This window comes from Pseudomonas sp. LBUM1666 (assembly GCF_059695775.1).
In genome coordinates this window covers 5612360-5627308 of the sequence record NZ_CP166789.1, presented here as the reverse complement: position 1 = coordinate 5627308, position 14949 = coordinate 5612360, and the positions used below count along the sequence as shown (strand labels likewise).

The 14949-nt window shown below is 53.3% G+C and carries 9 protein-coding genes, 6 tRNA genes and 3 rRNA genes; 16 read left to right on the top strand and 2 right to left on the bottom strand.

Annotation, left to right across the window (positions count from 1 at the left end; translation table 11 throughout):
- Positions 1-34 precede the first annotated feature (34 nt).
- The gene (locus tag ACA056_RS26025) at positions 35-1126 is read right to left on the bottom strand and encodes an anhydro-N-acetylmuramic acid kinase (RefSeq protein ID WP_497268743.1); all 1092 of its coding nucleotides are present in this window, start codon (positions 1124-1126) and stop codon (positions 35-37) included.
- A 3-nt stretch (positions 1127-1129) separates the two neighbouring features.
- Positions 1130-2551, bottom strand: a complete 1422-nt coding sequence (locus tag ACA056_RS26020) for a peptidoglycan DD-metalloendopeptidase family protein (protein ID WP_497268741.1) — start codon at positions 2549-2551, stop codon at positions 1130-1132.
- 212 nt (positions 2552-2763) lie between these two features.
- Between ACA056_RS26020 and tyrS the strand changes: the two genes are divergently transcribed.
- The 16 genes from tyrS to nusG all read left to right on the top strand — a co-directional run bounded on the left by tyrS (position 2764) and on the right by nusG (position 14866).
- The gene (gene tyrS / locus ACA056_RS26015) at positions 2764-3963 is read left to right on the top strand and encodes a tyrosine--tRNA ligase (protein WP_010467228.1); all 1200 of its coding nucleotides are present in this window, start codon (positions 2764-2766) and stop codon (positions 3961-3963) included.
- A gap of 552 nt (positions 3964-4515) precedes the next feature.
- A 16S ribosomal RNA gene (locus tag ACA056_RS26010) occupies positions 4516-6054 on the top strand.
- A 161-nt stretch (positions 6055-6215) separates the two neighbouring features.
- Positions 6216-6292: transfer RNA gene (locus ACA056_RS26005), tRNA-Ile, on the top strand.
- A gap of 27 nt (positions 6293-6319) precedes the next feature.
- Positions 6320-6395 (top strand) — tRNA-Ala (locus ACA056_RS26000).
- Positions 6396-6631: 236 nt separating this feature from the next.
- Positions 6632-9523 (top strand): 23S ribosomal RNA (locus tag ACA056_RS25995).
- Positions 9524-9677: 154 nt separating this feature from the next.
- Positions 9678-9793, top strand: a 5S ribosomal RNA gene (gene rrf, locus ACA056_RS25990).
- Together the 16S, 23S and 5S rRNA genes with 2 tRNA genes alongside form the textbook arrangement of a ribosomal RNA operon.
- A gap of 135 nt (positions 9794-9928) precedes the next feature.
- Complete coding sequence (gene birA, locus ACA056_RS25985) at positions 9929-10888, top strand: bifunctional biotin--[acetyl-CoA-carboxylase] ligase/biotin operon repressor BirA (protein ID WP_497268739.1); 960 nt, start codon at positions 9929-9931, stop codon at positions 10886-10888.
- A complete protein-coding gene (locus ACA056_RS25980) occupies positions 10878-11627 on the top strand; it encodes a pantothenate kinase (protein WP_497268737.1) in 750 nt (249 codons plus the stop codon). Before birA ends, ACA056_RS25980 begins: the two co-directional genes overlap by 11 nt.
- A gap of 7 nt (positions 11628-11634) precedes the next feature.
- A complete protein-coding gene (locus tag ACA056_RS25975) occupies positions 11635-12075 on the top strand; it encodes a hypothetical protein (protein WP_497268735.1) in 441 nt (146 codons plus the stop codon).
- Positions 12076-12217: 142 nt separating this feature from the next.
- Positions 12218-12302: transfer RNA gene (locus ACA056_RS25970), tRNA-Tyr, on the top strand.
- 24 nt (positions 12303-12326) lie between these two features.
- Positions 12327-12400 (top strand) — tRNA-Gly (locus ACA056_RS25965).
- A gap of 26 nt (positions 12401-12426) precedes the next feature.
- Positions 12427-12502: transfer RNA gene (locus ACA056_RS25960), tRNA-Thr, on the top strand.
- A gap of 84 nt (positions 12503-12586) precedes the next feature.
- Positions 12587-13780, top strand: coding sequence for an elongation factor Tu (gene tuf / locus ACA056_RS25955; RefSeq protein WP_007896619.1), 1194 nt, complete (start codon positions 12587-12589; stop codon positions 13778-13780).
- A gap of 53 nt (positions 13781-13833) precedes the next feature.
- A tRNA-Trp gene (locus ACA056_RS25950) sits at positions 13834-13909 on the top strand.
- Positions 13910-13954: 45 nt separating this feature from the next.
- On the top strand, positions 13955-14323 hold the full coding sequence (gene secE / locus ACA056_RS25945) for a preprotein translocase subunit SecE (RefSeq protein WP_008145488.1): 369 nt from the start codon (positions 13955-13957) through the stop codon (positions 14321-14323).
- A 9-nt stretch (positions 14324-14332) separates the two neighbouring features.
- A complete protein-coding gene (gene nusG / locus ACA056_RS25940) occupies positions 14333-14866 on the top strand; it encodes a transcription termination/antitermination protein NusG (protein ID WP_007896622.1) in 534 nt (177 codons plus the stop codon).
- Positions 14867-14949: the final 83 nt, after the last annotated feature.

Genomic DNA, 14949 nt, shown 5'->3' with positions numbered 1-14949 from the left:
CTTCAGGGCTTTGCGGCGTTTTGCTGTGTGGCGTTTATGCCGGGTAGATGGCGCCGAGTACGCGCAGGCCGCGGGCGCCGGTAACGCTCGGGCGATTGGCAGCGATGCCTTCAAGGCAGCAATGGGCTAGCCAGGCGAAGGCCATGGCTTCGACCCAGTCCGGGTCTACGCCGTAAGCGGCGGTGCTGCTGACCGTCGCGGTCGGCAGCAGGCTGGCCAGGCGTCTCATCAGTGTGGCGTTGTGCGCGCCGCCACCGCAGACCAGCAGTTCCTGCGTGTCCGATTGGGCGTGCTGCAATGACTCGACGATAGTCAGTGCGGTCAGCTCAAGCAGGGTTGCTTGCACGTCTTCAGCGGTGAAGCTCGGCAGCTTCGAGAGGTGCTGTGTCAGCCATGGCAGGTTGAACACTTCGCGACCGGTGCTTTTCGGGCCCTTGGTCACGAAGAACGGATCACTCAGCAATTCATTCAGCAGTATTGGTTCAACCTTGCCGCTGGCCGCCCATTGGCCATCGCGATCAAAGTTGTCGCCGCGTTGCTGGTGAATCCACGCGTCCAGCAGAACATTGCCCGGGCCACAGTCGAAACCGGCAACGGGTTTGCCAGGCTCGATCAGGCTCAGGTTACTGAATCCGCCAACATTCAATACCGCACGATTACCGGCACGTTCATCAAACAACGCTTCGTGAAAGGCTGGAACCAGCGGTGCACCTTGCCCGCCGGCGGCCACGTCACGGCTGCGGAAGTCGCTGACCACGGTGATGCCGGTCAACTCGGTGAGCAGGGCAGGGTTGCCGATCTGCACCGTGAAACCGCGCGCCGGTTCGTGGCGAATGGTCTGGCCGTGGCTGCCAATCGCGCGAATGTCTTCGGGTTTCAGGTTGTGTTGTTGGAGGAGGGCGTTAATGCCCTGAGCGGCCAGTGTCACCCAGTTCTGCTGAGCGATGGCGGAGCGGGCAATCTCGTCCGGGCCGCTGGCGCACAAGCCAAGCAGCTCGGCGTGCAGGGAATCAGGCATGGGGGTGTAGTGAGTGGCGATCAGCTTGATCGCCGGGGTCAGCTCGATCAGCGCGATGTCCAGGCCATCGAGGCTGGTCCCGGACATCACACCTATATAGAGCGTCATGATTTAGCGCTTCGAAGCCAGCATTGTGGCTTTCTCTTGGTCCATACGGGCCATCAACGGCTGACTCTGCGCAAGGAAGCGTGCGCGTTCTCCTTTGGAGATTGGATCGGCCATCGCAACTTTCTGGCCCAGTGGGTCGACGTGCACGCCATTGACCTGGAACTCGTAGTGCAAGTGCGGGCCAGTGGAGAGCCCGGTTGTGCCGATATAGCCGATCACCTGGCCTTGCTTGACGCTGCCGCCAGTCTTGACCCCTTTGGCGAAGCCTTGCATGTGGCCGTACAGCGTACGGTAGGTGTTGCCATGCTGGATGATCACGGTGTTGCCGTAGCCGCCACGGCGACCGGCCAGCAATACTTTACCGTCACCGGCCGCTTTGATCGGGGTGCCGCGTGGTGCTGCGTAATCGACACCTTTGTGGGCGCGGATTTTGTTCAGGATCGGGTGTTTGCGGCCCATGGAAAATTTCGAGCTGATGCGGGCAAAGTCTACCGGTGTGCGGATAAACGCCTTGCGCATGCTGTTGCCATCGGCGGTGTAGTAGCTGCTGTTGCCTTGTTTGTTGGTGTAACGCACAGCGGTGTAGGTCTTGCCGCGGTTGGTGAAGCGTGCGGAAAGGATCGGGCCGTTGCCGACAGCCTTGCCGTTGACGACTTTCTGCTCGTAGATCACATCGAACTCGTCACCCTGGCGAATATCCTGGGCGAAGTCGACGTCATAGCCAAACACGCTGGCCATGTCCATGGTCAGGCTGTGGGACAGGCCGGCGCGCGCGGCAGACTGTGACAGCGAGCTTTTGATCACGCCATGAACGTAGGCGGAACGCACGGTAGGTTTGGCGGTAATGCGGTTGAACGTAAAACCCTTGTCATTCTTGGTCAGGGTAATGCTTTCGACGTCGCTGACCTTGCTGTGCAAGTTGGTCAGCAGGCCATCGGGGGTCAGTTCGAATTCGAGTTTCTGGCCGTGCTTGAGTTGGCTGAACTGCTTGGCCTGCTTGTCGCTGGCCAGTACTTCATGGACCGAAGTGGCGGGGAGGCCGACTTTCTCAAACAGTGTGGACAGCGTATCGCCTTTGGAAACGATCACTTCCCTGTGGTTTGGGGCCTTCTTTTCTTCGATCACCGGGGCAGGTGCAGGCTCGGCCTGGGCGGTTTCCTGAGTCTCTTCGGCGCTGTTTTCGATCTGCGCAAAAGGAGAAGCTGCCGGCTCATTTGTGGCTTGAACGGCTTCGGCAGCGTCTTGATCTTGTGTCAGTTGTTCAGCAGGTCTTTCCAGTTCAAGACTCAGCGTCGTCTTTTTGGCTTCTACATCACTGGAAGGAAATACCAGAAGCGCCAGGCTCAGAAGAGCGGCGATACCACTTGCTGCGAGCAGGTGGGTCTTCGGGTAAAGCGGTGGCGCTTTAGACGATTCTTTGGTCATAGGTAATTTTTGACTTTGAAAAAGATGAATTGGAAAAGATGAATGACATGATGAAGATGAAATAACTGTATAAAATATAACCAAATCATCTCTGAAGCAAGTCCATGGTCACTCTGCCAGCGGATTGGCGTCATTGCGCCGGCCAAACTTTGTATTTGACGCGTGATCTTGTATGGTTGGTTCCCTTTGAATTCGAGCCTTGCGGGTCTGTTATGAAGTCGGTTGAAGAGCAGCTAGCGCTGATAAAACGTGGTGCGGAAGAACTGTTGGTCGAGTCCGAGCTGATCGAAAAGCTCAAGCGTGGCCAACCGCTACGTATTAAGGCAGGCTTCGATCCGACTGCGCCGGATTTGCACCTGGGTCATACCGTGCTTATTAATAAGCTGCGCCAGTTCCAGGAGCTGGGTCACCAAGTGATCTTCCTTATAGGTGACTTCACCGGGATGATTGGTGATCCGAGTGGCAAGAGCGCGACGCGTCCTCCGCTCACCCGCGAGCAGGTTCTCGAGAATGCCGAGACCTACAAGACTCAGGTCTTCAAGATTCTTGATCCAGCCAAGACGGAAGTAGCGTTCAACTCCACCTGGATGGATCAGATGGGGCCGGCGGACTTCATTCGTCTGACTTCGCAGTACACTGTGGCTCGCATGCTTGAGCGCGATGACTTCGACAAGCGCTACACCACCAATCAGCCAATCGCCATTCACGAGTTCCTCTATCCGTTGGTTCAAGGGTATGACTCGGTTGCTTTGCGCGCGGACGTCGAGTTGGGTGGTACCGATCAGAAGTTCAACCTGCTGATGGGGCGTGAGCTGCAGCGTGGTTATGGTCAAGAGGCTCAATGCATTCTGACCATGCCGCTGCTCGAAGGTCTGGATGGCGTGAAGAAGATGTCCAAGTCCTTGGGCAACTACGTCGGTATCCAGGAAGCGCCGGGCGTCATGTACGGCAAGCTGGTCTCTATTCCGGATGCGCTGATGTGGCGCTACTTCGAATTGCTCAGCTTCCGTTCCATGGATGAGATCAACGCATTCCGTGCTGATGTCGAGGCGGGTGCCAATCCGCGTGATATCAAGATCAAGCTGGCCGAAGAAATCGTTGCGCGTTTCCATGGTGAAGAGGCTGCGGCTAATGCTCACCGTGCAGCGGGCAACCGTATGAAGGATGGTGAGCTGCCGGACGATCTGCCAGAGATCGAATTGACGGCTACTGAAGACATGCCGATTGCAGCTGTCCTTAATAAGGCAGGCCTGGTGAAGAACTCGGCGGTGGCTCGTGATCTGCTGAATTCCGGTGGTGTGCGTATAGATGGTGAGGTTGTCGATCGCACCTTTATATATGTACTTGGTGCAACCCATGTTTGCCAGGCCGGAAAGAAGGCATTTGCGCGTATTACGCTCAAATCCGAATAAACCTGAAATCAGGGGTTGACGGCAGATTCTGGAAGTCTATAATTCGCCCCACTTCCGGCGCAGTCGAAACGGGAAACTCCTTGGTAAACAATGAGTTACGCAGTTTTCGACAGCGAGTTGTTTCAGGTCATCGAAGCCCAGAAGGAGTTGAAAGAGCGAGGTTGTTTGGCTCTTTTAACGATTCGATCTTCTCGGTCGAAAGCGGTGTAAAAGAGGTGTTGACAGCAGCGAGTAACGCTGTAGAATTCGCCTCCCGCTAACGAGAGATCGGAAGCGCAAGTGGTTGAAGTTGCAAAGGAAACTTTGAAAACTTCGAAAAATAACCGCTTGACAGCAACAGAGGCTGCTGTAGAATGCGCGCCTCGGTTGAGACGAAAGATCTTAACCAACCGCTCTTTAACAACTGAATCAAGCAATTCGTGTGGGTGCTTGTGGAGTCAGACTGATAGTCAACAAGATTATCAGCATCACAAGTTACTCCGCGAGAAATCAAAGATGTAACCAACGATTGCTGAGCCAAGTTTAGGGTTTCTTAAAAACCCAAAGATGTTTGAACTGAAGAGTTTGATCATGGCTCAGATTGAACGCTGGCGGCAGGCCTAACACATGCAAGTCGAGCGGCAGCACGGGTACTTGTACCTGGTGGCGAGCGGCGGACGGGTGAGTAATGCCTAGGAATCTGCCTGGTAGTGGGGGATAACGCTCGGAAACGGACGCTAATACCGCATACGTCCTACGGGAGAAAGCAGGGGACCTTCGGGCCTTGCGCTATCAGATGAGCCTAGGTCGGATTAGCTAGTTGGTGAGGTAATGGCTCACCAAGGCGACGATCCGTAACTGGTCTGAGAGGATGATCAGTCACACTGGAACTGAGACACGGTCCAGACTCCTACGGGAGGCAGCAGTGGGGAATATTGGACAATGGGCGAAAGCCTGATCCAGCCATGCCGCGTGTGTGAAGAAGGTCTTCGGATTGTAAAGCACTTTAAGTTGGGAGGAAGGGCATTTACCTAATACGTAAGTGTTTTGACGTTACCGACAGAATAAGCACCGGCTAACTCTGTGCCAGCAGCCGCGGTAATACAGAGGGTGCAAGCGTTAATCGGAATTACTGGGCGTAAAGCGCGCGTAGGTGGTTTGTTAAGTTGGATGTGAAATCCCCGGGCTCAACCTGGGAACTGCATTCAAAACTGACAAGCTAGAGTATGGTAGAGGGTGGTGGAATTTCCTGTGTAGCGGTGAAATGCGTAGATATAGGAAGGAACACCAGTGGCGAAGGCGACCACCTGGACTGATACTGACACTGAGGTGCGAAAGCGTGGGGAGCAAACAGGATTAGATACCCTGGTAGTCCACGCCGTAAACGATGTCAACTAGCCGTTGGGAGCCTTGAGCTCTTAGTGGCGCAGCTAACGCATTAAGTTGACCGCCTGGGGAGTACGGCCGCAAGGTTAAAACTCAAATGAATTGACGGGGGCCCGCACAAGCGGTGGAGCATGTGGTTTAATTCGAAGCAACGCGAAGAACCTTACCAGGCCTTGACATCCAATGAACTTTCCAGAGATGGATTGGTGCCTTCGGGAACATTGAGACAGGTGCTGCATGGCTGTCGTCAGCTCGTGTCGTGAGATGTTGGGTTAAGTCCCGTAACGAGCGCAACCCTTGTCCTTAGTTACCAGCACGTAATGGTGGGCACTCTAAGGAGACTGCCGGTGACAAACCGGAGGAAGGTGGGGATGACGTCAAGTCATCATGGCCCTTACGGCCTGGGCTACACACGTGCTACAATGGTCGGTACAGAGGGTTGCCAAGCCGCGAGGTGGAGCTAATCCCAGAAAACCGATCGTAGTCCGGATCGCAGTCTGCAACTCGACTGCGTGAAGTCGGAATCGCTAGTAATCGCGAATCAGAATGTCGCGGTGAATACGTTCCCGGGCCTTGTACACACCGCCCGTCACACCATGGGAGTGGGTTGCACCAGAAGTAGCTAGTCTAACCTTCGGGAGGACGGTTACCACGGTGTGATTCATGACTGGGGTGAAGTCGTAACAAGGTAGCCGTAGGGGAACCTGCGGCTGGATCACCTCCTTAATCGACGACATCAGCTGCTCCATAAGCTCCCACACGAATTGCTTGATTCATTGAAGAAGACGATAAGAAGCAGCCCTAACAGGTTGTAGCTTAGTTGGTTGGAGCGCACCCCATGCTCTGTGGTAAAGAGCAGGGTGAGGTCGGCCTTAAAGCTCGAAATTGGGTCTGTAGCTCAGTTGGTTAGAGCGCACCCCTGATAAGGGTGAGGTCGGCAGTTCGAATCTGCCCAGACCCACCAATTTTGTGTGGGAACCTGTAGAAATACGGGGCCATAGCTCAGCTGGGAGAGCGCCTGCCTTGCACGCAGGAGGTCAACGGTTCGATCCCGTTTGGCTCCACCACTACTGCTTCTGTTTGTTGAAAGCTTAGAAATGAGCATTCCATCGCACGATGGTGAATGTTGATTTCTAGTCTTTGGATTAGATCGTTCTTTAAAAATTTGGGTATGTGATAGAAAGATAGACTGAACGTTACTTTCACTGGTAACGGATCAGGCTAAGGTAAAATTTGTGAGTTAAATTGCGAATTTTCGGCGAATGTCGTCTTCACAGTATAACCAGATTGCTTGGGGTTATATGGTCAAGTGAAGAAGCGCATACGGTGGATGCCTTGGCAGTCAGAGGCGATGAAAGACGTGGTAGCCTGCGAAAAGCTTCGGGGAGTCGGCAAACAGACTTTGATCCGGAGATGTCTGAATGGGGGAACCCAGCCATCATAAGATGGTTATCTTAAGCTGAATACATAGGCTTAAGAGGCGAACCAGGGGAACTGAAACATCTAAGTACCCTGAGGAAAAGAAATCAACCGAGATTCCCTTAGTAGTGGCGAGCGAACGGGGACTAGCCCTTAAGTGGCTTTGAGATTAGCGGAACGTTCTGGAAAGTACGGCCATAGTGGGTGATAGCCCTGTACGCGAAAATCTCTTAGTCATGAAATCGAGTAGGACGGAGCACGAGAAACTTTGTCTGAATATGGGGGGACCATCCTCCAAGGCTAAATACTACTGACTGACCGATAGTGAACTAGTACCGTGAGGGAAAGGCGAAAAGAACCCCGGAGAGGGGAGTGAAATAGATCCTGAAACCGTATGCGTACAAGCAGTGGGAGCCCACTTTGTTGGGTGACTGCGTACCTTTTGTATAATGGGTCAGCGACTTATTTTCAGTGGCGAGCTTAACCGAATAGGGGAGGCGTAGCGAAAGCGAGTCTTAATAGGGCGTCTAGTCGCTGGGAATAGACCCGAAACCGGGCGATCTATCCATGGGCAGGTTGAAGGTTGGGTAACACTAACTGGAGGACCGAACCGACTACCGTTGAAAAGTTAGCGGATGACCTGTGGATCGGAGTGAAAGGCTAATCAAGCTCGGAGATAGCTGGTTCTCCTCGAAAGCTATTTAGGTAGCGCCTCATGTATCACTGTAGGGGGTAGAGCACTGTTTCGGCTAGGGGGTCATCCCGACTTACCAAACCGATGCAAACTCCGAATACCTACAAGTGCCGAGCATGGGAGACACACGGCGGGTGCTAACGTCCGTCGTGAAAAGGGAAACAACCCAGACCGTCAGCTAAGGTCCCAAAGTTATGGTTAAGTGGGAAACGATGTGGGAAGGCTTAGACAGCTAGGAGGTTGGCTTAGAAGCAGCCACCCTTTAAAGAAAGCGTAATAGCTCACTAGTCGAGTCGGCCTGCGCGGAAGATGTAACGGGGCTCAAACCATACACCGAAGCTACGGGTATCACTTAGGTGATGCGGTAGAGGAGCGTTCTGTAAGCCTGTGAAGGTGAGTTGAGAAGCTTGCTGGAGGTATCAGAAGTGCGAATGCTGACATGAGTAACGACAATGGGTGTGAAAAACACCCACGCCGAAAGACCAAGGTTTCCTGCGCAACGTTAATCGACGCAGGGTTAGTCGGTCCCTAAGGCGAGGCTGAAAAGCGTAGTCGATGGAAAACAGGTTAATATTCCTGTACTTCTGGTTATTGCGATGGAGGGACGGAGAAGGCTAGGCCAGCTTGGCGTTGGTTGTCCAAGTTTAAGGTGGTAGGCTGGAATCTTAGGTAAATCCGGGATTCTAAGGCCGAGAGCTGATGACGAGTTACCCTTTGGGTGACGAAGTGGTTGATGCCATGCTTCCAAGAAAAGCTTCTAAGCTTCAGGTAACCAGGAACCGTACCCCAAACCGACACAGGTGGTTGGGTAGAGAATACCAAGGCGCTTGAGAGAACTCGGGTGAAGGAACTAGGCAAAATGGCACCGTAACTTCGGGAGAAGGTGCGCCGGTGAGGGTGAAGCATTTACTGCGTAAGCCCATGCCGGTCGAAGATACCAGGCCGCTGCGACTGTTTATTAAAAACACAGCACTCTGCAAACACGAAAGTGGACGTATAGGGTGTGACGCCTGCCCGGTGCCGGAAGGTTAATTGATGGGGTTAGCTAACGCGAAGCTCTTGATCGAAGCCCCGGTAAACGGCGGCCGTAACTATAACGGTCCTAAGGTAGCGAAATTCCTTGTCGGGTAAGTTCCGACCTGCACGAATGGCGTAACGATGGCGGCGCTGTCTCCACCCGAGACTCAGTGAAATTGAAATCGCTGTGAAGATGCAGTGTATCCGCGGCTAGACGGAAAGACCCCGTGAACCTTTACTATAGCTTTGCACTGGACTTTGAATTTGCTTGTGTAGGATAGGTGGGAGGCTTTGAAGCGTGGACGCCAGTTCGCGTGGAGCCAACCTTGAAATACCACCCTGGCAACTTTGAGGTTCTAACTCAGGTCCGTTATCCGGATCGAGGACAGTGTATGGTGGGTAGTTTGACTGGGGCGGTCTCCTCCTAAAGAGTAACGGAGGAGTACGAAGGTGCGCTCAGACCGGTCGGAAATCGGTCGTAGAGTATAAAGGCAAAAGCGCGCTTGACTGCGAGACAGACACGTCGAGCAGGTACGAAAGTAGGTCTTAGTGATCCGGTGGTTCTGTATGGAAGGGCCATCGCTCAACGGATAAAAGGTACTCCGGGGATAACAGGCTGATACCGCCCAAGAGTTCATATCGACGGCGGTGTTTGGCACCTCGATGTCGGCTCATCACATCCTGGGGCTGAAGCCGGTCCCAAGGGTATGGCTGTTCGCCATTTAAAGTGGTACGCGAGCTGGGTTTAGAACGTCGTGAGACAGTTCGGTCCCTATCTGCCGTGGACGTTTGAGATTTGAGAGGGGCTGCTCCTAGTACGAGAGGACCGGAGTGGACGAACCTCTGGTGTTCCGGTTGTCACGCCAGTGGCATTGCCGGGTAGCTATGTTCGGAATAGATAACCGCTGAAAGCATCTAAGCGGGAAACTAGCCTCAAGATGAGATCTCACTGGGACCTTGAGTCCCCTGAAGGGCCGTCGAAGACTACGACGTTGATAGGTTGGGTGTGTAAGCGCTGTGAGGCGTTGAGCTAACCAATACTAATTGCCCGTGAGGCTTGACCATATAACACCCAAGCAATTTGCTGACCTGAAGAGGCACCAGATTGCGGTGTGTGAAGACGACACGAGTCGAAAATTCGCAACGTAACACACAAATCTATCGCATACCCATTCGCTGGAGCGTGAGCCGCAAGGCAAACGACCTGGCTACCGAATTTCTTGACGACCATAGAGCATTGGAACCACCTGATCCCATCCCGAACTCAGCAGTGAAACGATGCATCGCCGATGGTAGTGTGGGGTTTCCCCATGTGAGAGTAGGTCATCGTCAAGATTAAATTCCGAAACCCCTATCTGCGTATGCAGGTAGGGGTTTTGTTTTGTCCGCAGGAAAACTGACCTGTAGGGTTTCTATGCAATGGCGCGGGGCATGGCTATCATGCGGGCCTCATTGTGAGGCGAGACTTGCATGCTGACATTGTTAAAGCTTCTTAAAGATGGCCGATTCCATTCGGGTCAGGCCTTGGGCGTCGCCTTGGGTATCAGTCGTAGTGCCGTTTGGAAGCAGCTTCAGCATTTAGAAGCGGAGCTGGGATTATCCATTCATAAGGTGCGGGGTCGCGGCTATCAACTGGCTGCGCCATTGACGCTGCTTGATCCTGTCGAGATAAGAGAGCAGGCGCCTTCTTGTGATTGGCCCATCCTGGTTTTTGATTCAATTGACTCCACTAATGCCGAGGCTTTGCGCGCCATAGAGCGGGGGCAGGCGGCACCCTTTCTGGTGCTTGCCGAACGGCAAACTGCAGGTCGTGGGCGGCGTGGACGTAAATGGGCGAGTCCATTCGCGGAAAACATCTATTACAGCCTCGTGCTGCGTATTGAAGGTGGAATGCGTCAGCTGGAAGGCTTGAGTCTTGTTGTTGGGCTTGCCGTCATGCAGGCCCTGCGTGAACTCGGTATTTCGGGGGCTGGATTGAAGTGGCCCAACGATGTTCTGGTTGGTCAGAAGAAGATTGCCGGGATATTGCTCGAGCTGGTGGGAGATCCTGCTGATGTGTGTCACGTTGTGCTGGGTGTGGGAATTAATGTGAACATGCAGATTACCGATGAGGTAGATCAGCAGTGGACGTCCATGCGGCTAGAGTCGGGCAAGGTGTTTGATCGTAATCACTTGATCGGGGAGTTGGGCGCGATGCTCCAGGCATATCTGTGTCGTCATCAAGTCGACGGATTTTCAGCTATCCAGGCAGAGTGGGAGCAAAATCATCTCTGGCAGGGGCGGGCCGTGTCGTTGATCGCAGGTGTTAACCATATAGAAGGCGAAGTGCTGGGTATTGATAGTCAGGGTGCTCTGCGCTTGAAGGTGGGTGGTGTGGAAAAAGTCTTTAGTGGTGGTGAGCTCAGTCTGAGGTTGCGTGATGATTCTTGAGCTCGACTGCGGAAACAGTTTTATCAAGTGGCGTGTGCTCGACGCGGATGTTCGGCGGGTGGTTGGTGAGGGCGTCGTTGATTCGGATCTCGCTTTGTTGGAGAGTTTGAAAGCGCTTAAAGGGCTCGCTCTCAAATTTTGTCGGTTGGTCAGTGTCAGGACTGCCGAAGAAACCAGTGCGCTGATTTCTCTGCTGACAGAAGCTTTTGGTGTGTCGGTGGTATGTGCGGCTCCGTCCCGCGAAATGTCCGGGGTTCGTAATGGCTATGAGGAGTTCGAGCGGCTAGGGCTCGATCGTTGGCTGGCGATGCTGGGAGGATTCCGTCTTGCCTCGGGCGCGTGTCTTGTGCTCGATTTTGGTACAGCTGTTACTTCTGATTTTATTTCCGGGGATGGAGAGCATCTCGGAGGGTTTATATGTCCGGGCATGCCGTTGATGCGAAACCAGCTGCGTACCCATACCCGTAAAATTCGTTATGGGGATCTGGCGGCGGAGCGCGCTCTGGAAAGTCTTGTTCCTGGTCGGACAACTGTCGAAGCGGTCGAGCGGGGATGCTCGTTGATGCTGAGAGGCTTTGTCCTGACACAGCTAGAGCTGGCGCGTAGCTATTGGGGGGAGGATTTTGCGGTGTTCCTCACTGGGGGAGACGCAGATTTGGTTTCCGAGATCGTGCCTGGGGCCAGGTTGGTTCCCGATCTGGTTTTTGTAGGTTTGGCGATGGCGTGTCCCTTATCCTGAGGTTTTTATGCGTTGGTTGTTTCTGCTGCTGCTTGTCCTCAATGTGTTCTATTACATCTGGCACCAACAAGAGGCTCCTCTGCGCGCAAAGGATGTAACCCCTTTGAGTTTGTATCGGGGTTCGCAGCAGGACATTCGCTTGTTGAGTGAAACGACTGATGCGGCTCGTGACAAAGGAAAGCCTGCCCAGGCAGACGATGGATGTCTCTATCTTGGCGGTTTTACTCGTCAGGAAGCGGCTCAGGCGGTTGAGCGGCGATTGAGTGGTATGGAAATCAAGTTCGAGTCCTTGCTGAGGGCCCCCGCCGAGTCTGATGGTTACTGGGTGCGTGTGGCACCAGAAAGCCGGCGTTGGCTGGATGATTCGCAGCTGAAAAACCTTTCTAGAGAATTCAATGAGTTAAAACATAAAATAATGCCGTGCGAGGGGGTTGCACCCGCCGAATAGTTTGCATAGAATGGCGCCCGCTTCGCAGTGAAGACCTTTAATGGTTAACACCGCAAAGTGGTGTCAACGCAGCTAACCTCAGGTTTTTAATGAGAAAATGCTTGACAGAAGGCTGGCATGATATAGAATGCCGGCTCGCTTAGGAGGGGTTCCCGAGCGGCCAAAGGGATCAGACTGTAAATCTGACGTCTACGACTTCGAAGGTTCGAATCCTTCCCCCTCCACCATTTTTAGCGAGAGCTGCAAGCTCCGCGGGTATAGTTTAGTGGTAGAACCTCAGCCTTCCAAGCTGATGATGCGGGTTCGATTCCCGCTACCCGCTCCAAGTTTGCAGATCCTGCATAGTGTTACGCTCTTGTAGCTCAGTTGGTAGAGCACACCCTTGGTAAGGGTGAGGTCAGCGGTTCAAATCCGCTCAAGAGCTCCATATAACAAGGCAGATATGAAAATATCTGCCTTTGTTTTAATGGCTTGTTTGACCTGCTCAATTCTTCTCCTAGGGGTGATTTTGATGGCTAAGGAAAAGTTCGAACGTAATAAGCCTCACGTCAACGTTGGTACCATTGGTCACGTCGATCACGGTAAAACCACTCTGACTGCTGCTTTGACCCGTGTCTGCTCCGAAGTTTTCGGTTCGGCAAAGGTTGACTTCGACAAGATCGATAGCGCCCCTGAAGAAAAAGCTCGTGGTATCACCATCAACACCGCTCACGTTGAATACGATTCGGCCGTGCGTCACTACGCACATGTTGACTGTCCAGGTCACGCTGACTACGTAAAAAACATGATTACCGGTGCTGCCCAGATGGATGGTGCGATTCTGGTTTGCTCGGCCGCTGATGGTCCGATGCCGCAAACTCGTGAGCACATCCTGCTGTCCCGCCAGGTTGGCGTTCCGTATATCGTTGTCTTCCTGAACAAGGCTGACATGGTTGATGATGCGGAGCTGCTGGAGCTGGTTGAGATGGAGGTGCGCGACCTGCTGAGCACTTACGATTTCCCAGGTGATGACACTCCGATCATCATTGGTTCTGCGCTGATGGCGTTGAACGGTCAAGACGACAATGAGATGGGTACTACTGCCGTCAAGAAGTTGGTCGAGACTCTGGATAGCTACATTCCGCAGCCTGAGCGTGCTATTGATAAGCCGTTCCTGATGCCGATCGAGGATGTTTTCTCGATCTCCGGTCGCGGTACTGTTGTGACTGGTCGTGTTGAGCGTGGCATTGTCCGCATTCAGGAAGAAGTTGAGATTGTTGGTCTTCGTGACACTGTCAAAACTACTTGCACTGGTGTTGAGATGTTCCGCAAGCTGCTCGATGAAGGTCGTGCTGGCGAGAACTGCGGCGTATTGCTGCGTGGTACCAAGCGTGATGATGTTGAGCGTGGCCAGGTTCTGGTCAAGCCGGGCACTGTCAAGCCTCATACCAAGTTCACCGCTGAAGTTTACGTTCTGAGCAAGGAAGAGGGTGGTCGTCATACGCCATTCTTCAAAGGCTACCGTCCACAGTTCTACTTCCGGACCACCGACGTGACCGGTAACTGCGAACTGCCGGAAGGCGTTGAAATGGTGATGCCAGGTGATAACGTCCAAATGACGGTCACTCTGATCAAAACCATCGCAATGGAAGATGGTCTGCGTTTCGCCATTCGTGAAGGCGGTCGTACCGTCGGCGCCGGTGTCGTAGCTAAAGTCATCGAGTAAGTTGTTGTAATGTCTTTTTCGGGCCGGCATAATGGTCGGCCTGATTTTGTTTTAGGTCAGTAGCTCAATTGGCAGAGCGACGGTCTCCAAAACCGTAGGTTGGGGGTTCGATTCCCTCCTGACCTGCCAGATTCACTTGGTGTGTCTGGCTTTCTTTTCACAGGATCTTCATAGATGACTCCTAAAGCTGAAGCTCAAGGCTCTCGCTTCGATCTGCTCAAGTGGCTAGTAGTAGTTGCTTTGGTGGTTGTTGGCGTTGTTGGCAATCAGTATTACTCTGCTTCGCCGATCCTGTACCGCGTGCTAGCTTTGCTCGCCATTGCTGCTGTAGCTGCCTTTGTAGGCCTGCAAACAGTCAAGGGCAAGTCTTTCTTTGTACTGGTTAAGGAAGCTCGCACTGAGATTCGTAAAGTCGTATGGCCAACTCGCCAAGAAACCACGCAGACCACGTTGATCGTTGTGGCTGTTGTGCTGGTTATGGCGTTGCTGTTGTGGGGGCTTGATTCCCTGCTCGGCTGGCTTGTTTCCTTGATTGTCGGCTAAGGGTGTCCCGTGGCTAAGCGTTGGTACGTTGTGCATGCTTACTCCGGTTACGAGAAGCATGTCATGCGCTCGTTGGTAGAGCGCGTAAAGCTGGCTGGCATGGAAGATGGCTTTGGCGAAATTCTGGTTCCCACTGAAGAAGTGGTTGAAATGCGTAATGGCCAGAAACGCAAAAGCGAGCGCAAGTTCTTCCCAGGTTATGTGCTGGTTCAGATGGACATGAATGAGGGTACTTGGCACTTGGTCAAGGATACTCCTCGGGTGATGGGTTTTATCGGCGGTACTGCTGATAAGCCTGCACCTATCACAGATAAAGAGGCAGAAGCGATTCTGCGTCGCGTTGCTGATGGTAGCGACAAGCCGAAGCCGAAGACGTTGTTCGAGCCAGGTGAGTCAGTACGTGTCAATGACGGTCCGTTTGCCGACTTTACTGGCACGGTCGAAGAAGTTAACTACGAGAAGAGCCGGATCCAAGTGGCAGTGCTCATTTTCGGTCGCTCTACTCCGGTAGAGCTAGAGTTCAGCCAGGTCGAAAAAGTCTAGCTGAGCAAGCATCCCAACCCCGCAGCCCTAGGCTGTGGGGTTTTGTCGTCACTGGGATAAACGCGCAAGTAACCGGGGAGCCT